At 38.9% G+C, this 19,415-nt stretch carries 20 protein-coding genes; 14 read left to right on the top strand and 6 right to left on the bottom strand.

From position 1 onward, the window contains the following. Window positions 1–5: 5 nt before the first annotated feature. A complete protein-coding gene (locus AC2117_RS15725; protein WP_133975328.1) occupies window positions 6–1,643 on the bottom strand; it encodes an acyl-CoA synthetase in 1,638 nt (545 codons plus the stop codon). Window positions 1,644–2,037: 394 nt separating this feature from the next. Between AC2117_RS15725 and thrS the strand changes: the two genes are divergently transcribed. The 4 genes from thrS to AC2117_RS15700 all read left to right on the top strand — a co-directional run bounded on the left by thrS (window position 2,038) and on the right by AC2117_RS15700 (window position 5,851). After that, window positions 2,038–3,960 carry a threonine--tRNA ligase gene (gene thrS, locus AC2117_RS15720; protein WP_133975326.1) on the top strand — a complete coding sequence of 641 codons (1,923 nt, stop codon included), beginning with the start codon at window positions 2,038–2,040 and terminating at the stop codon, window positions 3,958–3,960. A 5-nt stretch (window positions 3,961–3,965) separates the two neighbouring features. Next, complete coding sequence (infC, locus tag AC2117_RS15715) at window positions 3,966–4,517, top strand: translation initiation factor IF-3 (RefSeq protein ID WP_080026316.1); 552 nt, start codon at window positions 3,966–3,968, stop codon at window positions 4,515–4,517. Between the two features lie 227 nt (window positions 4,518–4,744). Next, window positions 4,745–5,365, top strand: coding sequence for a glutathione S-transferase N-terminal domain-containing protein (locus AC2117_RS15705; RefSeq protein ID WP_133975324.1), 621 nt, complete (start codon window positions 4,745–4,747; stop codon window positions 5,363–5,365). A 57-nt stretch (window positions 5,366–5,422) separates the two neighbouring features. After that, window positions 5,423–5,851: a YqaA family protein gene (locus AC2117_RS15700; protein WP_133975322.1), complete on the top strand. Its 429-nt coding sequence runs from the start codon at window positions 5,423–5,425 to the stop codon at window positions 5,849–5,851. Between the two features lie 44 nt (window positions 5,852–5,895). Here AC2117_RS15700 and nreB read toward each other — a convergent pair whose 3' ends face one another. Further along, window positions 5,896–7,149, bottom strand: a complete 1,254-nt coding sequence (gene nreB, locus AC2117_RS15695; protein ID WP_133975321.1) for a nickel resistance MFS transporter NreB — start codon at window positions 7,147–7,149, stop codon at window positions 5,896–5,898. Between the two features lie 236 nt (window positions 7,150–7,385). Between nreB and rpmI the strand changes: the two genes are divergently transcribed. The 4 genes from rpmI (at window position 7,386) to AC2117_RS15675 (ending at window position 9,158) form a co-directional block, all read left to right on the top strand. Continuing rightward, window positions 7,386–7,580 carry a 50S ribosomal protein L35 gene (gene rpmI / locus AC2117_RS15690; protein ID WP_003655048.1) on the top strand — a complete coding sequence of 65 codons (195 nt, stop codon included), beginning with the start codon at window positions 7,386–7,388 and terminating at the stop codon, window positions 7,578–7,580. A gap of 11 nt (window positions 7,581–7,591) precedes the next feature. Beyond that, the gene (gene rplT / locus AC2117_RS15685) at window positions 7,592–7,951 is read left to right on the top strand and encodes a 50S ribosomal protein L20 (protein WP_000124858.1); all 360 of its coding nucleotides are present in this window, start codon (window positions 7,592–7,594) and stop codon (window positions 7,949–7,951) included. A gap of 89 nt (window positions 7,952–8,040) precedes the next feature. Continuing rightward, window positions 8,041–8,598, top strand: coding sequence for an NADAR family protein (locus AC2117_RS15680; protein WP_133976405.1), 558 nt, complete (start codon window positions 8,041–8,043; stop codon window positions 8,596–8,598). Between the two features lie 56 nt (window positions 8,599–8,654). After that, on the top strand, window positions 8,655–9,158 hold the full coding sequence (locus AC2117_RS15675) for a GNAT family N-acetyltransferase (RefSeq protein WP_133975319.1): 504 nt from the start codon (window positions 8,655–8,657) through the stop codon (window positions 9,156–9,158). A 6-nt stretch (window positions 9,159–9,164) separates the two neighbouring features. Here the strand turns inward: AC2117_RS15675 and AC2117_RS15670 are convergent, their stop codons facing one another. Then, window positions 9,165–10,157, bottom strand: coding sequence for a hypothetical protein (locus tag AC2117_RS15670; RefSeq protein ID WP_133976404.1), 993 nt, complete (start codon window positions 10,155–10,157; stop codon window positions 9,165–9,167). A 158-nt stretch (window positions 10,158–10,315) separates the two neighbouring features. Here AC2117_RS15670 and pheS point away from each other — a divergent pair, with 158 nt between their 5' ends. Genes pheS through AC2117_RS15655 form a run of 3 tightly spaced genes read left to right on the top strand, consistent with a single transcriptional unit; the run spans window position 10,316 to window position 14,003 of the window. Beyond that, window positions 10,316–11,296, top strand: a complete 981-nt coding sequence (gene pheS / locus AC2117_RS15665; RefSeq protein ID WP_004794529.1) for a phenylalanine--tRNA ligase subunit alpha — start codon at window positions 10,316–10,318, stop codon at window positions 11,294–11,296. Window positions 11,297–11,328: 32 nt separating this feature from the next. Next, window positions 11,329–13,710 (top strand): phenylalanine--tRNA ligase subunit beta, encoded by a 2,382-nt coding sequence (gene pheT, locus AC2117_RS15660; RefSeq protein ID WP_133975317.1) that lies wholly within the window; start codon window positions 11,329–11,331, stop codon window positions 13,708–13,710. Beyond that, entirely contained in the window at window positions 13,707–14,003 is a 297-nt protein-coding gene (locus AC2117_RS15655) for an integration host factor subunit alpha (RefSeq protein WP_000126166.1), read from the top strand. The genes pheT and AC2117_RS15655 overlap by 4 nt, the downstream gene beginning before the upstream one ends. A 155-nt stretch (window positions 14,004–14,158) precedes the next feature. Here the strand turns inward: AC2117_RS15655 and AC2117_RS15650 are convergent, their stop codons facing one another. Beyond that, window positions 14,159–14,404 (bottom strand): hypothetical protein, encoded by a 246-nt coding sequence (locus AC2117_RS15650; protein WP_133975315.1) that lies wholly within the window; start codon window positions 14,402–14,404, stop codon window positions 14,159–14,161. A gap of 94 nt (window positions 14,405–14,498) precedes the next feature. Between AC2117_RS15650 and AC2117_RS15645 the strand changes: the two genes are divergently transcribed. After that, on the top strand, window positions 14,499–14,657 hold the full coding sequence (locus AC2117_RS15645) for a hypothetical protein (protein WP_133975313.1): 159 nt from the start codon (window positions 14,499–14,501) through the stop codon (window positions 14,655–14,657). Window positions 14,658–14,815: 158 nt separating this feature from the next. On the opposite strand, the gene rho is transcribed toward AC2117_RS15645, so the two are convergent. Both rho and trxA read right to left on the bottom strand, forming a co-directional pair. Beyond that, window positions 14,816–16,084, bottom strand: coding sequence for a transcription termination factor Rho (gene rho, locus AC2117_RS15640; RefSeq protein WP_003655059.1), 1,269 nt, complete (start codon window positions 16,082–16,084; stop codon window positions 14,816–14,818). A 320-nt stretch (window positions 16,085–16,404) separates the two neighbouring features. Next, window positions 16,405–16,731: a thioredoxin gene (gene trxA, locus AC2117_RS15635; protein WP_003655060.1), complete on the bottom strand. Its 327-nt coding sequence runs from the start codon at window positions 16,729–16,731 to the stop codon at window positions 16,405–16,407. A gap of 279 nt (window positions 16,732–17,010) precedes the next feature. Between trxA and ppx the strand changes: the two genes are divergently transcribed. Further along, a complete protein-coding gene (ppx, locus tag AC2117_RS15630; RefSeq protein WP_133975311.1) occupies window positions 17,011–18,531 on the top strand; it encodes an exopolyphosphatase in 1,521 nt (506 codons plus the stop codon). Window positions 18,532–18,549: 18 nt separating this feature from the next. Further along, window positions 18,550–19,371 carry an acetyl-CoA carboxylase carboxyltransferase subunit alpha gene (locus AC2117_RS15625; RefSeq protein WP_042895016.1) on the top strand — a complete coding sequence of 274 codons (822 nt, stop codon included), beginning with the start codon at window positions 18,550–18,552 and terminating at the stop codon, window positions 19,369–19,371. Window positions 19,372–19,415: the final 44 nt, after the last annotated feature.

Below are 19,415 nucleotides of genomic sequence, written 5' to 3'. Positions count from 1 at the left end.
TTTATTTATATATTCTCAGCACGTTCCTTTGCCCATTCACGCAAAATAAACTTCTGTAATTTGCCGGTCGATGTTTTTGGAATTTCTGTAATTATGACATCTTTTGGCACTTTAAAACGTGCTAACTCTTTTTGACAATGCTCAATAATCTCTTCAGGTGTTACTGCTGCGCCTACCTTTAATTCAATAAAGGCACAAGGTACTTCTTGCCAGCGAGCATCAGGTTTGGCGACTACCGCAGCAGTTAAAACAGCTGGGTGCCTATACAACACATCCTCTACTTCTAGAGATGAAATATTTTCTCCACCTGAAATAATAATATCTTTCGAGCGATCAGTAATTTTTGCATAACCATCAGGGTGGCAAACGGCTAAGTCGCCTGTATGAAACCATCCACCAGCAAAAGCTTCTTGAGTTGCTTTGGGATTCTTTAAATATCCTTTCATGACAATATTGCCACGGAACATGATTTCTCCCATAGTTTGTCCATCATTCGGTACAGGCTGCATTGTTTCTGGGTCCAATACCCGCATACTGTCTTGTAATGGATAGGGCACGCCTTGACGGGAATGAAGCTGAGCTTGTTCAGCAATTGAAAGTTCATTCCATCCAGATTGCGAAGCACATAAGGCAGAAGGACCATATGTTTCTGTTAAACCATATACATGATTTACGTTAATCCCCATATTCCGCATGCCTTCAATAATGGCAACGGGAGGAGCTGCTCCGGCAACCATCACTTCTACATGATGGTCAAAGTCCGTTTGCTTTTCTTTAGGTAAATTAATAATCATTGAAAGAACAATAGGCGCGCCGCAGAAATAATCGACTTTATGTTTTGCAATGAGTTGCATCACTAATTCTGGGTCGACCTTACGCAAACAAATATTGGTTCCACCGCTTGCTGCAATACTCCACGCAAAACACCAGCCATTACAATGGAAAAGCGGTAATGTCCATAAATACACTGCACGAGGTTTCATCCCGCAGGCCAATATATTACTTGCAGCATTTAAATAAGCACCGCGATGATGGTAGACCACACCTTTAGGGTTACCCGTTGTGCCCGATGTGTAATTTAAGCTAATCGCATTCCATTCATCTTCTGGTAAATGCCATTCAAAATTAGCATCGCCTTGGGCTATCCATTCTTCGTATTCAAAAGAGCCGATAAACTGATTTTCACCTTCATATTCCTCATCAGCCACATCAATCACAATAATATGTTGGTCAGGAATAAGAGAGAGGGCTTCTCTTGCTAAATTAACAAATTCCGGGTCCACCAAAAGCACTTTGCTTTCAGCATGTTCCAACATGAAAGCTATTGTTTTTGCATCTAAGCGTGTATTGAGTGTGTTGAGTACAGCGCCAGTCATTGGAACTGCGAAATGTGCTTCAATCATGGCTGGAATATTGGGCAACAAGACTGATACCGTATCATTTTTTTCAATTCCCAGTTGTTTGAGCTGAGAAGCAAACTGGCAACAACGTTGGTAAGTTTCTTTCCATGAAATTTGGCGCTTACCATGAATAATTGAAGCTTGATTTGGATAAATATACGCCGCACGTTCTAAATATCGTAAAGGGGATAGCGCAACAAAATTTGCGGGTGTACGTGGTAATTCATCATAAGCACTAACCATGGGAAACAACTCCGTGTTCTATTTTTAATTCATTCTTTGAAAATATGACTTAATACTCATCAAAGCATCTATGCTTTAGTCTTAAAGAGAAATACCCTTCAGTCAGAAAATGAGCAAAAATGCTATTTTCTTCATCTTAAACCACTTGTGCTGAGCGTGTTTAAAAAATCTTCCCAATATATTCTTTAAGTCATTTATTGCTGTTTACCTGATAAGCAAAATGTATTTATGATTTTATGGGCTTAAAGGTTTTCACTTTGCTTGAACAAGTGTAAAATCTTTCAGGATTTTTAATTTTGATTTACACCGTTTTTATATTTTGAGGTTCGCCTCGATCATAATCTCGCGGTGAAATGCTCCTTCGTATAGGGCATCACTCCTTAAGGATTTTTTTATGCCAATTATCACATTGCCAAATGGCGATCAAAAGAATTTTGATCACCCTGTTTCTGTTATGGAAGTTGCCCAAAGTATCGGGCCTGGTCTAGCAAAAAATACTGTTGCTGGACGTGTGAATGATCGCTTAGTTGATGCATGTGACTTAATTACCGAAGATTCGACCTTACAAATTATCACTCCAAAAGATGAGGAAGGTCTTGAAATCATTCGCCATTCTTGTGCGCACCTTGTAGGGCACGCTGTTAAACAGCTATTCCCTGAAGCCAAGATGGTGATTGGTCCAGTCATTGAAGAAGGTTTTTACTACGACATCTGGATGCCTCGTCCTTTTACTTTAGACGATATGGCAGCTGTTGAAGAGCGCATGAAAAAGCTCATCGACCAAGATTATGATGTCGTTAAAAAAATGACACCGCGTGATGAAGTAATTGCTGAATTTACTGCACGTGGCGAAGAATACAAATTACGCTTGATTGCAGACATGCCTGAAGAAACACAAATGGGCTTGTACTACCATCAAGATTATTTGGATATGTGTCGTGGTCCACACGTACCAAACACCAAATTCTTAAAATCGTTTAAACTGACAAAAATCTCTGGCGCTTACTGGCGTGGCGATGCGAAGAATGAACAGCTTCAACGTATTTATGGTACAGCATGGGCTGATAAGAAACAGCTTGCTGCATATATCAAGCGTATTGAAGAAGCTGAAAAGCGCGATCACCGTAAAATTGGTAAAGCCTTAGACTTGTTCCATATGCAAGAAGAAGCACCAGGTATGGTGTTCTGGCATCCAAATGGCTGGACGATTTACCAAGTTCTTGAACAATACATGCGTAAAGTTCAGCAAGACAATGGTTACCTCGAGATTAAAACACCACAAATCGTAGACTTTACGCTTTGGGAAAAATCAGGTCATGCAGCGAACTATGCAGACAACATGTTTACGACTCATTCAGAAAGTCGTAATTATGCGGTTAAACCAATGAACTGCCCATGTCACGTGCAAGTTTTTAACCAAGGTTTGAAGTCTTACCGTGATTTGCCAATTCGTTTAGCAGAGTTCGGTTCTTGCCATCGTAACGAACCATCTGGTTCTTTACACGGTATTATGCGTGTACGTGGCTTTACACAAGATGATGCTCATATCTTCTGTACTAAAGAACAGATCGGACAAGAAGTTGCAGACTTTATTAAGCTCACTTTAGATGTTTATAAAGATTTCGGCTTTGAAGAAGTGCAAATGAAACTTTCTACACGTCCAGAAAAGCGTGTAGGAGATGATGCACTTTGGGATATGGCTGAGAAATCTTTAGCAGACGCTTTAGATGCAGCAGGTCTGGAATGGGAATTACAGCCAGGTGAAGGTGCGTTCTACGGTCCGAAAATTGAATTCTCATTGAAAGACTGTCTCGGACGTGTATGGCAATGTGGTACTATTCAGTGTGACTTCAATTTACCAGAACGTTTAGATGCGTCTTACGTGACTGAAGACAATGATCGTGATCAACCTGTTATGTTGCATCGTGCAATTCTTGGCAGTTTTGAGCGTTTTATTGGTATACTAATTGAACACTACGCTGGTTTCATGCCACCTTGGTTGTCACCGTTACAAGCATGTGTCATGAATATTACAGACTCTCAAGCTGAAGCTTGTGAGAAAGTCGTAGCAAAACTCAAAGAAAATGGTCTTCGTGCTATTTCTGACTTGAGAAATGAAAAGATCGGATTTAAGATTCGTGAGCGTACTATAGAGCGTATTCCTTACTTGTTAGTTCTTGGTGATCGAGAAGTTGAAGAAGGTACAGTAAATGTACGTACCCGCTCAGGAAAAAATTTAGGTACTATGTCAGTAGATGCATTCATTGACTTAGTGAAGTCTGCCGTCGCCGAACGTGGCCGGTATATTGTGGAGTAAGAAAGATTAAACAGCCTGACCGTAACCAACAACAAGGTGCAAAAAGCAACCGTCCAGCAATTAATGATGAGATCCGTGCAAAAGAAGTACGCCTCGTCGGTGCTGAAGGTGAGCAAAAAGGAATTGTTTCATTAAGTGAAGCACTGCGTGCTGCTGAAGAGGTTGAACTTGATCTTGTTGAGATCGTTGCAAACGCCGAGCCGCCTGTTTGTAAAATTATGGATTACAACAAGCACTTGTTTGACCTGAAGCAGAAGCAAAAAGATGCGAAGAAAAAACAGCATCAAGTGCAAGTGAAGGAAATCAAACTGCGCCCTGCAACTGATGTTGGTGATTATCAAGTTAAGCTTCGTGCTATTTTGAAATTCCTTGAAGAAGGAAACAAAGTGAAAATCACTTTACGTTTCCGTGGTCGTGAAATGGCTCATCAACAACTTGGCTTAGCTCAATTGCAAAAAATTGAAGTAGATGTGGCTGAGTTTGGGGTTGTGGAACAAGCACCAAAAATGGAAGGCCGTCAAATGGGTATGTTACTTGGACCGAAAAAGAAAAAGTAATACTCAAAAAAAGCACTGCAAAAGCAGTGCTTTTTTTTACCCACATATCAATAAAAAAACATCACTTCACTTTTCTCTATTCAGTTTTATTTAAGGTAATTGGTATATTTTTTAAGAAATTCAATTCTTGAGTTTTATGTATTTTTAGTATTGTAAATCTCATTAGATCTCTTAAAACATGATATAAACCAAGACGCAGTCATGATAACGATGAGTAGGAAAATAGAATGATTGATCTATATTATTGGGGAACTCCCAATGGACATAAAATCACAATTGCCTTAGAAGAAATGGGACTGGATTACACCCTTTATCCAATTAATATTTTAGAAAATGATCAATTCCAGCCAGACTTCCTGAGAATTTCTCCAAATAATAAAATTCCTGCGATTGTTGATCAAGATGGACCTCGTGGTGAGCCGATTTCTATATTTGAATCGGGTGCTATCTTGCAATATTTAGGTAGAAAAACTGGATTATTTTACCCAGCTGATGAGCAAGAGCGAGTTGAGGTTGAACAATGGCTCATGTGGCAAATGGGCGGTTTAGGTCCTATGCTTGGGCAAAATCATCATTTTAATAAATTTGCCCCTGAAAAAGTTCCCTATGCTATAGAGCGCTATGTAAATGAGACTAAACGTTTATATAGCGTGCTTAACAAACAACTCATTGGTCAGAAGTTTGTCGCTGGTGAATACTCAATTGCTGACATGGCAATTTTACCTTGGATTTTGCGTTATGAATGGCAAGGTATTCAGATTGAAGACTATCCATACGTACAAGAATATATTGTTCGCTTAACAGCACGCCCAGCAGTTCAGAAAGCACTATCAATTAAAGTGGCTTAATTTCTTGCCTAAATTTAGTAAATGCTTAAAGCAAAAAGTCGTTTGGTGTGATTGAGTATGCTGAGTTACTTTTTGCTTTTTATGAGTGCTTTTGGCGCTGCGACATTATTACCTCTACAGTCTGAAGCGGTATTGGTAACCTTATTATTAAAGGGGCAATATTCAGCTTTGCTTTTAATTGGTATAGCTACTTTGGGTAATGTATTGGGTTCTTGTGTCAATTGGTGGTTAGGCCTAAAGATAGAACAATTTAAACATCGTAAGTGGTTTCCAGTTTCTGAAAAGCGATTACAACAAGCGCAGAGCTTTTACCATAAATATGGATTTTACTCCTTACTTTTGAGTTGGATGCCTATCATTGGTGATCCCATTACTTTAGTTGCTGGGCTATTCAAAGAAAATTTTTGGCGCTTCCTTGGTATAGTCATCATTGCTAAAGCAGGGCGTTATTTGTTTATTTACTGGGTGGTTATGGGTTTTATTTAAAATAAAAAAGCATCCGAAGATGCTTTAATTTATAAATGTTTAAATTAATCTTCTGAGCTTTTGGTAATGTCCACTTTAAATAGATCATTAGTTTTGAACCAACAGAAAGTCACAACAACCAGAGTCATACATCCTCCAAAAATTGTAGCGGTAATGGTGCCTAAATATTTAGCTGCTAAACCAGATTCAAAGGCTCCTAATTCATTACTCGAAGACACAAACATGCCATTTACGGCAGCGACGCGGCCCCGCATATTTTCTGGTGGAAAAATTTGCAAAATGGTTTGTCTTACAACAACAGAAATACTGTCACATGCGCCTGTCATAGCCAGAGCAAAGAGAGATAACCACATATTGTTCGAGAAGGCGAATAAAATGGTGAATATTCCAAAACCTGCTACGGCAAGTAACATGTTACGCCATGCATGCTGAGTTAGCGGAAAGCGAGTCAAAGCAATCATAGTGACAAGTGCGCCAATAGATGGAGCCGCCCGTAAATAGCCAAGCCCTTCCGGACCGACTTTTAATATATCTTCTGCGAAAATTGGCAATAACGCGATGATACCGCCAAATAAAACTGAAGCTAAATCAAGAGAAATCGCCCAAAGAACAATTTTGGTTTTCCAGATAAAACGGAAACCCTCTCCTAAACTTTCTAAAATATTGTCAGTCTCAATTTTAGGGAAATTACGTTTATGTAATAAGTTAATTAAAATAAAGCAAATAGCGAGTAACGCAGCAACACTAAATAGACTAGTTTCTCGGCCTAAATAAGCAAGCATAAAACCACCTAGCATTGGGCCAATAATGACGCCACTTTGCCAGCCGATGGTTGTCCATGTCGCACCATTGGCATAGAGTTTGCGTGGAATTAAAAATGGTTTTAATGATGTTGCAGAGGGATTATAGAAACCACGGATTGTTCCTAAACCAAAAATAACTGTATAAATGCCCCAAGAAAGGAAGTTAACACTGATATGCCCTAAACCATGTAAGTGGAAAAGTAACCATAAAACCAAGGGAAGGGGGACTGAGAAAAATAAACATATTTTCATAATAATCTGTTTATTAAATCTATCTGCGAAATAACCTCCCCAAAGAGAAAGAGCAATAAAAGGAATTGCTTCTGCGAGTCCAATCAAACCTAAAGTCAGTGGATCTTTGGTGATTTTATATAATGAGTAAGCAACAATAATTTCTTGAATCAAAATTGCAAGTGTTAAACAAAATTGATTGATCGTAACGATAGAGAAATCTCGATACCGCAATGCAGCGAAAGCATCATTTTGTATATTCATATTCTTTTGAATTTAAGAGATTGCACTTATTATATGGGATGATTTTATGGATTTTCTCGTAATTTGATAATTGATTATGGAAAATAACATTTATATAAAATAGACAATTTCCTATCAAAAAATGAGCATTTTACTTTTGTTTTAAGTTGGGATGCTTTAGAATGTCGGCTCCCTTACCTGCAGGTCGTTTTTGCAATGGTGCAAACGTTCCGAACAGGTGTTCAAAAGAGGTTGTTATGCCTAAGATGAAAACTCGCCGTGGTGCTGCTAAACGCTTCAAAGCGACTGCACACGGTTTTAAGCGCAAACAAGCATTCAAGCGCCACATTTTGACCAAAAAATCTGCTAAACGTATCCGTCAATTACGCGGCTGTGTAATGGTTCATGTTTCTGACGTGAACTCAGTTCGTCGTATGTGCCCATACATCTAAGGAGATTATAAATGGCTCGTGTAAAACGTGGTGTAGTGGCTCATCGTCGTCACAAAAAAATTCTTGCTCGCGCTAAAGGTTACTATGGTGCTCGTTCACGCGTTTACCGCGTAGCGTTCCAAGCGGTAATCAAAGCTGGTCAATACGCTTATCGTGACCGCCGTCAAAAGAAACGTCAATTCCGTGCTTTATGGATTGCGCGTATCAATGCTGGTGCTCGTCAAAACGGTTTGTCTTACAGCCGTATGATCGATGGCTTGAAAAAAGCTCAAGTGATCATCGACCGTCGCGTATTAGCTGACATCGCTATGCATGATGCAGTAGCATTTGCTGCTTTAGCTGAAAAAGCTAAAGGCGCATTAGCTGCATAAGCTTAGAGATTCAAAAAAGGCCGCTTTTTAGCGGTCTTTTTTATTTTTAGTAGTTCTGTTTTAAAAAAGATAATAACCAGAGATAAATGATGAAAGATGAAAAATTTCTAAATGACTTAATTAAAAAAGTGCAAAAAGGTGTTCAGTTTAAATATTTATATTTTTGGGGACATACTCCTAAGCAGGCTGATCTTGTTGATAAGAGTTGTTTTAGTCAGTGGTATCCAGTGCAATTTACAGATGAGGGTATTGAATACTTTACTGCTAAGCACTATATGATGGCGCAAAAAGCAAAATTATTTAATGATGAAGAAATCTTTGCACAGATCTTGCAAGTTAAACATCCAAATGAAGCAAAACAGCTCGGTCGTAAAGTGCGTAATTATGATGAAAAGATATGGCAAGAAAAACGTTTTGATATCGTGGTGCAGGCGAACTTTGCTAAATTCTCTCAGCATCCTGAATTGAAAAATTTCTTATTAGCAACGAAAGACCATATTTTAGTTGAAGCATCTCCGGTAGATAAAATTTGGGGGATTGGTATGGCGCAAGATCATTTACATATTCAAGATCCATCTCAATGGCAAGGTTTAAATTTGTTGGGCTTTGCTTTAATGCATGTTCGAGATCAGCTTTTAGCTCAATAAGTTTGTATGAAAAAAATTGGTGCTTCACTTTAAAGTTGTGACATGAGGGGAACGAATTGAAATCATTAAATGAAAGAGAAATTCGTATAGCCACCTTTAAGGATGCATTATCTATTGCAGAAGTGCATGTACAGTGTTGGAAAGAAACTTATACAGGTATGCTTAAGCAAGAAATATTGGATGAGCTTAAAGTACGAGATAAGGAGCTACTATGGAAAGAAATAACCAAAAGCCCTGATCATAAGTTATTTATCTATACTGAAAATGGAATGGTAAAAGGCTTTCTCGATGGTTATCTGAACCCAAAGAATAATATTGCTGAAATTCTTGCCTTTTATCTTTTGGAAGAAATTCAAAGGCAAGGTATAGGTCGTGAGTTATTTCAAAAGTTCTATCACTGTGCATTAAATCAAGATTACGCTTCTATTCGTTTAGACGTTTTTAATAAAAATCCAAGCCGTTTCTTCTATGAAAAAATGGGAGCCAAAATAATTGGTGAAACCGAACTACCTGAGTTCGGTTTCGAAATAACAGAGTTACTTTATCAATGGGAACTCTAATCTAAGTTATAGCCCAAAATAATAAGCCAATGCACAAATAATAATCGTTAGAATAATCAGCTTAATAACGCCTGAACCAGTGCCTTTATGGTGGTGAGATTTCAAGTGTTGAGGACTTTCACTTGATTGCTCGAATGGAGAGGCTTTAGCGACTGGAATTATTTGAGCTGTTTGATAGTGATTAGCAGCCTTAACAATAAGTTTGGCAAACAGATCATCAGTTTTTTGCGTAAAATTTCTTAAATTAATGAGTTGTTCTTGGTCTAGCTCTTCTCCTAACGGATCATTTGCAAGTCGTTTCTTTTGTTCTAAATAATTGCTTAATGCTTGAGTACGATTTAGAAGCTGGTGAGCATAATCTGCTGGATAGCTCTCTGGAATTAAAGCAAGTCTTGGTTCTTGGTTCGTAATATTTGTACCATCCAAATGAGCTTTTTGAAATTCTGGTTCCTCAAAACCTGCTGCGTATTTACTACGAAATAATTCACTATCCATAAAGTCAGCAATTTCTTGCCATGGCGGATTTTTTAAATCAGCTTCAATTTTTTTTGATAACTTTTCATTTAGTTCAAAACGCCAGAAAGTTTCTAAATGAAGCTCACAGGTTTGTGAAGGAGGGGCTTCAAACTCATTATCATTGTTATACCATTCAGCAAGTTCATGGCCGAAAATCCATGCAAATTTCTTATCATTTTGATGGCTAACGATAAAATGAGTGTAAGGTAAAAGCTCAACGTTACTGTTTGGATTTTGCTCTTCATTTAGAAGGCTTGATAAATGTAAACTAAGCTGAGTGGTACCTTGTTTTTTTAGCGCTTCTAGCCAAACTTGAAAGTGTTGGGCGAGTAAATGCTGAGAAGCTAAGTCACGAAATTGAAAACTATGGTGGTCAAAAATATGATGTTGTCGCCATTGGGTAAAGCTTAAGTTTTGGCGGAGGTATTCATTGCCATACGTCACAAGCGTAAGTTGTTGTTTCCAAATTTGATTGAGCGCCATAATAGTTGATCTCATTGACGATGCTATTATCTTATACGTTTTATCTTTTTGTTGCCTAATACATTTTTCATGATGGATAAACTTCATCAATTCGATGAAAAACTGTTAGAATGCAGTGTTTTATTATATTTTTTTAATTTGTTGCTTTGAGAGTTAATATGTCACTGGAAGCCCTGACCACAGAAGCGCTTGCTGCCATTGCAGCAGCTCAAGACCTTGTTGCACTTGATCAGGTACGTGTGCAATTTACAGGGAAAAAAAGCCAGCTTGCAGAACAATCGAAAGCATTAGGGAAAATGGACCCTGAAGAACGCAAAGTACAAGGTGCTGCGATTCATGCTGTTCGAGAAACAATTAATACTGCTTTAACAGAACGTCAAGCGGCATTACAACAGGCAGCACTTGAGCAAAAGCTAGCAAGTGAAACGATTGATATTACTTTGCCGGGCCGCGGTCAACGTGTTGGTACAGTTCATCCTGTTACTCAAGTACAAGAAAGAATTTGTCAGTTCTTCACTAAAGCTGGTTTTACAGTCGCGACTGGCCCAGAAGTTGAAGATGACTATCACAATTTTGAAGCATTAAATATTCCTGGTCACCATCCAGCGCGTGCTATGCACGATACTTTCTATTTTGATGCCACTCATTTACTGCGTACGCATACCTCTGGTGTACAGATCCGTACAATGGAAACAAGTGAGCCACCAATTCGTATTGTATGTCCTGGGCGTGTTTATCGTTGTGACTCAGATCAAACGCATTCACCAATGTTCCATCAGATCGAAGGTCTATACGTTGCCGAGAACACCAGCTTTGCTGAGTTAAAAGGTTTATTGATTAATCTGCTTAATGAGTTTTTTGAAAAAGATTTAAAGGTACGTTTCCGTCCATCATATTTCCCGTTTACTGAGCCAAGCGCAGAAGTAGATATTATGGATGAACGTGGCCGTTGGTTAGAAGTTTTAGGCTGTGGCATGGTACATCCAAATGTATTAAGTGCCGCGGGTATTGATCCTGATAAATACAAAGGCTTTGCTTTTGGTTTAGGGGTAGAGCGCTTTGCGATGTTGCGTTATGGCATTAATGACTTGCGTATGTTCTATCAAAATGATGTGCGTTTCTTACGCCAATTTGCCTAACAGTTTTTCAGGATTAAAAAAGGTTTATAAAGATGAAGATTAGCGAAAATTGGCTACGCACATGGGTTAACCCGGCAATTGATAGTGATACATTATCTGATCAGTTGACGATGCTTGGTCTTGAAGTTGATGAATTGGCACCAGTGGCTAAACCATTTACAGGCGTTGTAATTGGTGAAGTGTTAACTGTTGAGCAGCACCCTGATGCAGACCGTTTACGTGTTACAACAGTGAATATTGGTTCGGGTGAGCCTTTACAAATTGTGTGTGGCGCACCGAACGTTCGCGCTGGAATGAAAGCTCCAGTTGCAACCATTGGGGCAGTATTACCTGGCGATTTTAAAATCAAAAAAGGTAAACTTCGTGGAATTGAATCACAAGGAATGCTTTGTGGTGCTTCTGAGATTGATCTTGAAGATAAAATCGATGGTTTACTTGAATTACCAGCCGATGCTCCAGTCGGAGTAAATATCCGTGAATACCTCAAACTTGACGACAATATTATTGATATCAGTATTACGCCAAACCGTGGTGACTGTTTTAGTATTCGTGGTATTGCCCGTGAAATTGCAGTTATTAATCAATTGCAAATGAATGAACCCGTAATTAACGCGGTTGATGCCACCATTGCTGATGAGAAAAAAGTAGTTATCAGTACTGAAGGCGCTCCGCGTTATTTAGGGCGTGTAGTTAAAAATGTTAATATAAAAGCTGCTACTCCTGAGTGGATGGCACAGGCTTTATCACGTTCAGGAATCCGTACTCATAGTATTTTGGTTGATGTGACCAACTATGTCCTAATGGAATTGGGTCAACCAATGCATGCATTCGATTTGTCTAAAATCGAAGGGACGGTACATGTTCGTCAAGCAACACAACAAGAAAAGTTACAACTTCTGAATGATCAAGAAGTTGAGTTGCCAGAAGATATTATGGTGATTGCTGACGACCAAAAAGCTTTGGCAATTGCTGGAATTATGGGTGGTTTAGCGTCAAGTGTAACCGATGATACGACTGATATCTTCTTAGAAAGTGCTTTCTTCGCTCCACTTGCTATTGCTGGACGTGCTCGTCGTTTTGGTTTACATACAGATTCTTCGCAGCGCTATGAACGTGGTGTAGATTTTGAATTACCTTTAATTGCGATGAATCGTGCTTCTCAGCTTATTCAAGAGTTAGCGGGTGGTGAATTTGGCCCAATTACTGTAGCTGAAAAAACTGACTTACTTCCAAAACGTGAAGCCATTGAACTGAAACAAGCTCAGGTAGACCAATTATTGGGATATCAAGTCGCAGGTGAGTTCATTGCAGATGCTTTAACCCGACTAGGGTGTAAGGTAACAGTTAAAGCTGAAGGTGAGTGGAGCGTAGTGCCGCCATCGCATCGTTATGATATGGCTATTTATCAAGATTTAATTGAAGAAGTTGCGCGTATTGATGGCTATGACAATATCCAGATTAGCTTACCAAGCATGGATGTTAAATTTGCTAAATACCAAGATCGTTTTGAGCTCACTGAGTTGCGTCAAACGATCGTGACTTTAGGTTATCAAGAAGCAATTAGTTTTAGTTTTGCGGATGCGAAACTTGAAAAGCAATTAAATCCCGAAGTTAAGCCATTGATGTTAGCAAATCCAATTTCAAGCGATTTGGCTGCAATGCGTAGTACGTTGCTTTCTAGTTTAATTCCTTGCGTACAATATAATCTCAACCGTCAGCAAAGTCGTGTTCGTTTCTTCGAATTCGGGCTGCGTTTTGATTATCAAAATGCTAAGAGCATTGAAGACTTACAGCAGACCCCTACCTTGGCTTTGGTGGCAGTCGGCTCGCAAGAACCAGAATCATGGCATGCTAAGCCTCAACCAATGGATTTCTTTGATTTCAAAGGTGAGATTGAAGAGATATTAGCTGCTGGACGTGTAAATGTTGAATATGTTCGTTCAGAACGCGCGTGGTTGCACCCAGGGCAATCAGCTGAGATTTTGGTTGATGGTAAATCAATTGGTTACTTAGGTCGTTTGCATCCATCTCTAGAAAATGACCTTGATTTAAGCACGACTTGGGTTGCTGAACTCGATCAAACAGCTGTTTTGCAATCTTATGTATCTAATTTTACAGAATTATCACGTTTTCCTTCGGTTAGACGTGATATTGCGCTTTTAATCTCTGATAATATAAATGTTAGAGATATTCAGCAGTTAATCGAACAAACTGGTGGAGAGCTTTTAGACTCTACATGGTTATTCGATGTGTATACGGGGCAGGGTGTCGAAGATGGTAAGCGCTCATTAGCGTTTGCACTTTTGTGGCAACATCCTTCACGTACGCTTGAAGATGCTGAAATTAAATCTGGTATGGACAATATTATCCAAGTGTTAGAAAACACTTATCAAGCGACATTGAGGGCCTCATGACAGCATTAACTAAAGCAGACATGGCTGATCATTTAAGTGAGTTAACCAGCTTAAATCGCCGTGAAGCAAAACAAATGGTCGAGTTGTTCTTCGACGAAATTAGCCAAGCACTTATTGCGGGAGAGCAGGTTAAGCTCTCTGGTTTCGGTAATTTTGAATTAAGAGATAAACGCGAACGTCCAGGACGTAATCCTAAAACAGGCGAAGAAATTCCAATTTCTGCTCGCCGTGTAGTGACCTTTAGAGCAGGTCAAAAGTTTAGACAACGCGTTGGAAATGAGCAGATCGATTGATCTGCTTTTTTTTACTTATATTTAGACAGGTTTATTCCACTACGATGTTATGTCAATGTATCTAGATATATTAAGTGAAGTGGGCTTAGGAATATAAAATTTAGGCGTAAAAAAAGAGGACAAATGTCCTCTTTTTTTCTAATCTAAATTATAGATTAGTGTGCAGCAGAAGCTTCAGAAGCAGCAGGTGCAGAAGCAGCAGCAGCAGAAGCTTCAGAAGCAGCAGCATCAACAGCAGTAGAAGCAGCAGTAGCAGCTTCAGAAGCAGCAGTAGAAGCTTCAGAAGCAGCAGCTACAGCTTCAGAAGCAGCAGCAGCAGGAGCTTCTTCTTTCTTAGAACAACCAACGAAAGCTAAAGTAGCAGCTACAGCAGCAACAGCAGCAAATTTTTTGAATAACATGGCATCACTCTCACAAAAAAGATTTGAGATTAAAAAAACCTAAGTTGGACTGTTTTGCTTTTATTATTCCTAAAACGTAGCTAGGTAACAACGCATGGAGCAGTCTAACTGGTCTGCCGCTATGCTATCACTGCAAATGCTGAAATACTACTGTCGTCTGTCGAAAAAACGTATGAAAAAGAGAAAAACAGTCTGTTTTTTAACAGAAAAAAACAATCAATTAGCCCGAGTGTATTGGAAAAGGTGGAGGTAAGCTATTAAAAAACTTGTTTTTTTTAATTCAAAAATAATTATTATCAAAAGCTTATAAATAATTTTACATAAAAAACTGCAAAATGTATTTTTGTGTAAAGCTTGTCAACCAAATAAAAAGCCACTCAAAAGAGTGGCTTTTTATTGAAGATTAATCGATTAAGTTGAAGCTTTACGCTTCATTTGATCGAAGAAATCATCATTTGTTTTAGTTTCTTTCATACGATCAAGTAAGAATTCCATTGCCGCCAACTCATCCATAGGATGAAGGAGCTTACGGAGGATCCATACTTTACGTAAGTTATCATCATCCATTAAACGCTCTTCACGACGGGTACCAGATTTCTTAATATTCATGGCAGGGAAGACGCGTTTTTCAGCAATACGGCGATCAAGAGTGATCTCTTGGTTACCTGTACCTTTAAATTCTTCATAAATTACGTCATCCATTTTACTGCCTGTTTCAATCAAAGCAGTTGAGATGATCGTAAGAGATCCACCTTCTTCAATATTACGTGCAGCACCGAAGAAGCGTTTAGGGCGCTCTAATGCGTGAGCATCTACACCACCAGTTAATACTTTACCTGATGAAGGAATGACAGTGTTATATGCACGCGCTAAACGGGTAATAGAGTCAAGCAGAATCACAACGTCTTTTTTATGTTCAACAAGACGTTTTGCTTTTTCAATCACCATTTCTGCAACTTGTACGTGGCGAGCAGGAGCTTCATCGAATGTTGAAGCAATGACTTCACCGCGAACAGTACGTTCCATTTCAGTTACTTCTTCTGGACGCTCGTCAATTAATAGAACAATCAGGAATACTTCAGGATTGTTTCTAACAATAGATTGAGCAATATTTTGAAGTAGCATTGTCTTACCCGCTTTTGGCGGTGCAACAATAATAGAACGTTGACCTTTACCGATTGGCGCAACTAAGTCAACAACACGAGAAGTTAAGTCTTCTGTCGTACCATTACCTAGTTCCATAACCAATTGTTCGGTTGGGAAAAGGGGTGTTAAGTTTTCAAATAGAATTTTATTTCGAGAATTTTCTGGCGTGTCATAGTTAATCTGGTTAACTTTGAGCAACGCAAAATAACGCTCACCTTCTTTTGGAGGGCGAATAGTACCTGTGATGGTATCGCCTGTACGCAAGTTAAAGCGTCGGATTTGTGAGGGACTCACATAAATATCATCCGGACCTGCTAAATACGAACCTGCGGCAGAGCGCAAAAAACCAAAACCATCAGAGAGAATTTCAAGAACGCCGTCACCAAAAATTTCTTCGCCATTCATCGCATGGCGTTTCAAAATGGCAAAGATAATATCTTGCTTTCGGTTACGAGCCATACCTTCCAGGCCCATAAATTCAGCAATTTTAATTAATTCACCAATTGGTTTTTTCTTGAGTTCAGTTAAATTCATAAGGGTCAGAATTAGGAAAGAGTAGAGTGTGGTTTAAAAAGAAGAAAAATCGCTCGCATACAAAAAAGATTATCGCAATTGTATTTACACAATAACAATTCAGAAGTCTGATTGATTGTTTCGAAGAAAAATGTGAAAAAACAATTTCTGTTGCCGAGTGGCGATCTTTATGTTTGTGTCTTGTAAGAAGCCGGACGAAGATGATTCCCTTCAGTGCCTCTTGAGCATGCAATATAAGCCAGCTTAGTTAATTTGTCAATTTATAGCCGAAAAAAATACGCTATAAAAGTATAGCGTATTTTCATTCTTAGCATTTTGACTTAAACATTTTCATCAATAAAGCTTACAAGTTTAGAGCGAGGTACAGCGCCAATTTGTTGAGCTACGACTTCACCATTTTTGAAAAGTAATAAAGCAGGAATATTGCGGATATTGTATTTCACCGCAATATCTTCGCAAGAAGTCACATCAACTTTAACAATTTTTACTTTACCAGCATATTCACTTGATAAGTCTTCAAGAACAGGTGCAATTGCTTTACAAGGTGCACACCAACCTGCCCAGAAGTCAACAAGTACAGGTGTTTCAGCGTCTAGAACATCTGCTTGGAAGTTATCATCAGTTGTATTTACAATAGTCGCAGACATGGTACGGCTCCAATTTTTAGAAAAAAGTGCTATTACTACAGGAGAAAATTATCTCTATCAGTATTACATAGCTACTTAGTTCAATGTAAGGGTTTGATGCCATTATTCAAGGCTTAACTAAATTTGTCTAATGGATGCTCACGATATTCACCATCGACTTGTACAATCAACTCATAAATAGAAAAATATAAATGACAGTTAATTGTTGATGAAAATGGCTTTTCAATTGCATTCGTGTGAATTACTCTAGGCGTGAATTGTTATGGGTTTAGTTCAATAATGTCTGACTTTCTGATTGATGAAGAATTACTTGCCGCCATAGATATGGGGTCGAACAGCTTTCACCTTGCAATTGCACGGGTAGATCACGGTGAAGTTAAAAAAGTTGCTTCGATGTCAGAAAAAGTACAGCTTGCAGCTGGTTTAGATGAAAATAAAAATTTAACAGAAGCAGCTCAGCAACGTGGTTTGGCATGTCTAGCCCGTTTTGTTGGTAGATTGAGTTCTGTTCAACCTAATCGTTTACGAATTGTGGCTACTAATGCCTTGCGTCAGGCAAAAAATGGTCATGAATTTATTCAAAAAGCTGCAGAAATTTTACCTAAACCTATTGAAATTATTGCAGGACGAGAAGAAGCCCGTCTGATCTATTTGGGTGTATCGCATACCATGGCCAATGGTGGACGTCGCTTGGTCGTCGATATTGGTGGTGGTTCTACCGAATTTATTATCGGTGAAGAGTTTGAACCTATTTACACCGAATCATTACAAATGGGTTGTGTGGCCTATACAACAGCTTACTTTTCTGATGGGGAAATTACCCAGAAATCATTTGATAAGGCCGTAGTTGCTGCTCGTAAAGAACTTTCTGCTATTGCAACGACTTATAAAATGGAAGGGTGGGATACTGTCGTTGGTTCGAGTGGAACGATTAAAGCCTGTCGCCAAATTATGGTTAATATGGGCTTAAGTGATGAACAAGAAAATGTCACTCGAGAAGGTTTATACAAACTTAAAGATAAATTACTTAAGTTTAAAAACGTTTCTGAAATTGATTTTGAAGGTTTAAGAGAAGATCGACGAGCAGTTTTGCCAGCCGGATTGGCAATTTTGTACGCAGTTTTTGAAGTTCTAGAAATTGATCGTTTGGCATATTCTGATGGTGCATTACGCGAAGGTGTTATGTATGACCTATTAGGTCGATTTAAACATGAGGATATACGCGACCGCAGTGTACAGGCTCTAATGGGTCGTTATAATGCTGACCCTAAACAAGCAGAACGTGTTGTCAATACAGCACAGCAATTATTTGATGGTGTGGCGAAATCTCTTAATTTAACGAGTGAAGACAGTGACTTACTGCGTCGATCAGCTTATTTGCATGAGATTGGTTTAGCAATTAGTCATGGTGGTTATCATCGCCATGGTGCTTATTTGTTACAGCATTCTGATATTCCAGGTTTCTCGCAAATTGATCAAAATCATCTTTCACATTTAGTTGCTCACCATCGTCGTAAATTGCGAAATGATGTAAAAAACGAAATTTTGAAGGCTGGTGGTCATAAATTACTTTACTTATGTTTATTGCTTCGCCTAGCAGTTTTACTCAACCATAGTCGAAGTGATCAGATGCTTCCTGCCATTGAACTGACCATCATAAATGATCAACAATGGCAGCTTAGTGTTTCTGGTGATGCCAAACAATGGCCATTGTTAGTTGCGGACTTGCATGATGAGCAAGATCAGTTTAAGCATTGGGACATTGAATTGAATATTCAGTCGGAAAAATTTATCGATTAAAGGGATAATATTCGACCTATGAAAAAAGCTACTCAGTCCAAAGCGTGGACAACGGTTCAAATTGCACGTCATCCTGAACGTCCGCAATTTCTAGATTATGTCGGTGAAATCTTTACAGAATTTGACGCCTTGCATGGTGATCGTTTGTTTGGTGACGATGGTGCGATGGTAGGTGGTCTTGCTCGTTTTGACGGTCAACCTGTGATGGTCATTGGACAACACCGTGGTCGTAGTACCCGTGAAAAATTAAAGCATAACTTCGGTATGGCTAACCCTGAAGGTTACCGTAAATCTCAACGCCTATTAGATATGGCTGAGCGTTTTAATCTTCCGGTCTTTACGTTTATTGATACTATGGGTGCTTACCCTGGTGTTGGTGCTGAAGAACGTGGACAAGCCGAAGCAATTGCAACTAGCCTTGCTCAACTTTCAAGTTTGAAGGTTCCTGTTGTTGCAACAGTACTTGGTGAAGGTGGTTCTGGTGGTGCTTTAGGTATTGGCGTTGCTGACAGAGTAATTATGTTATCGCATAGTATTTATTCTGTGATTTCACCAGAAGGCTGCGCATCTATTTTATGGAAAACTGCTGAAAAAGCGGCTCAAGCGAGCGAAGCTCTAGGTTTGACAGCAGATAAATTACAATCTCTAGGTATTGTTGAATATGTAGTAGATGAAGGTGAAGGGGCACATTTAGATCCTGAGCATGTAATGCAAAATCTAAAAGTAGTTTTGAAGCAGGCTTTGGATGAATTGCTACCAATGGATGCAAATGAACGATGCGAAGCACGTTATCAACGTTTAATGAAGTTTGGCAGCGCAAATTTAGGCATAATGTCTTAACGCAGGCTCAACTGTTTTCAGAAAATAGTTCTTTTCTTATTGGA

Origin of the sequence: Acinetobacter calcoaceticus, assembly GCF_900520355.1 — a bacterium.
GTDB lineage: Bacteria > Pseudomonadota > Gammaproteobacteria > Pseudomonadales > Moraxellaceae > Acinetobacter > Acinetobacter calcoaceticus_C.
Note: the sequence above shows the minus strand (reverse complement) of the source record. Positions and strands in the feature narration are given on the sequence as shown.

Coding starts and splice junctions, on each gene's coding strand:
- AC2117_RS15725 (WP_133975328.1), bottom strand. CDS start 1,643: ATGGTTAGTGCTTATGATGAATTACCACGTACACCCGCAAATTTTGTT.
- thrS (WP_133975326.1), top strand. CDS start 2,038: ATGCCAATTATCACATTGCCAAATGGCGATCAAAAGAATTTTGATCAC.
- nreB (WP_133975321.1), bottom strand. CDS start 7,149: ATGAATATACAAAATGATGCTTTCGCTGCATTGCGGTATCGAGATTTC.
- AC2117_RS15670 (WP_133976404.1), bottom strand. CDS start 10,157: ATGGCGCTCAATCAAATTTGGAAACAACAACTTACGCTTGTGACGTAT.
- trxA (WP_003655060.1), bottom strand. CDS start 16,731: ATGTCTGCGACTATTGTAAATACAACTGATGATAACTTCCAAGCAGAT.
- rho (WP_003655059.1), bottom strand. CDS start 16,084: ATGAATTTAACTGAACTCAAGAAAAAACCAATTGGTGAATTAATTAAA.
- rpmI (WP_003655048.1), top strand. CDS start 7,386: ATGCCTAAGATGAAAACTCGCCGTGGTGCTGCTAAACGCTTCAAAGCG.
- ppx (WP_133975311.1), top strand. CDS start 17,011: ATGTCTGACTTTCTGATTGATGAAGAATTACTTGCCGCCATAGATATG.
- AC2117_RS15655 (WP_000126166.1), top strand. CDS start 13,707: ATGACAGCATTAACTAAAGCAGACATGGCTGATCATTTAAGTGAGTTA.
- AC2117_RS15700 (WP_133975322.1), top strand. CDS start 5,423: ATGCTGAGTTACTTTTTGCTTTTTATGAGTGCTTTTGGCGCTGCGACA.
- rplT (WP_000124858.1), top strand. CDS start 7,592: ATGGCTCGTGTAAAACGTGGTGTAGTGGCTCATCGTCGTCACAAAAAA.
- AC2117_RS15680 (WP_133976405.1), top strand. CDS start 8,041: ATGAAAGATGAAAAATTTCTAAATGACTTAATTAAAAAAGTGCAAAAA.
- AC2117_RS15625 (WP_042895016.1), top strand. CDS start 18,550: ATGAAAAAAGCTACTCAGTCCAAAGCGTGGACAACGGTTCAAATTGCA.
- AC2117_RS15705 (WP_133975324.1), top strand. CDS start 4,745: ATGATTGATCTATATTATTGGGGAACTCCCAATGGACATAAAATCACA.
- AC2117_RS15645 (WP_133975313.1), top strand. CDS start 14,499: ATGGAGCAGTCTAACTGGTCTGCCGCTATGCTATCACTGCAAATGCTG.
- pheT (WP_133975317.1), top strand. CDS start 11,329: ATGAAGATTAGCGAAAATTGGCTACGCACATGGGTTAACCCGGCAATT.
- pheS (WP_004794529.1), top strand. CDS start 10,316: ATGTCACTGGAAGCCCTGACCACAGAAGCGCTTGCTGCCATTGCAGCA.
- AC2117_RS15650 (WP_133975315.1), bottom strand. CDS start 14,404: ATGTTATTCAAAAAATTTGCTGCTGTTGCTGCTGTAGCTGCTACTTTA.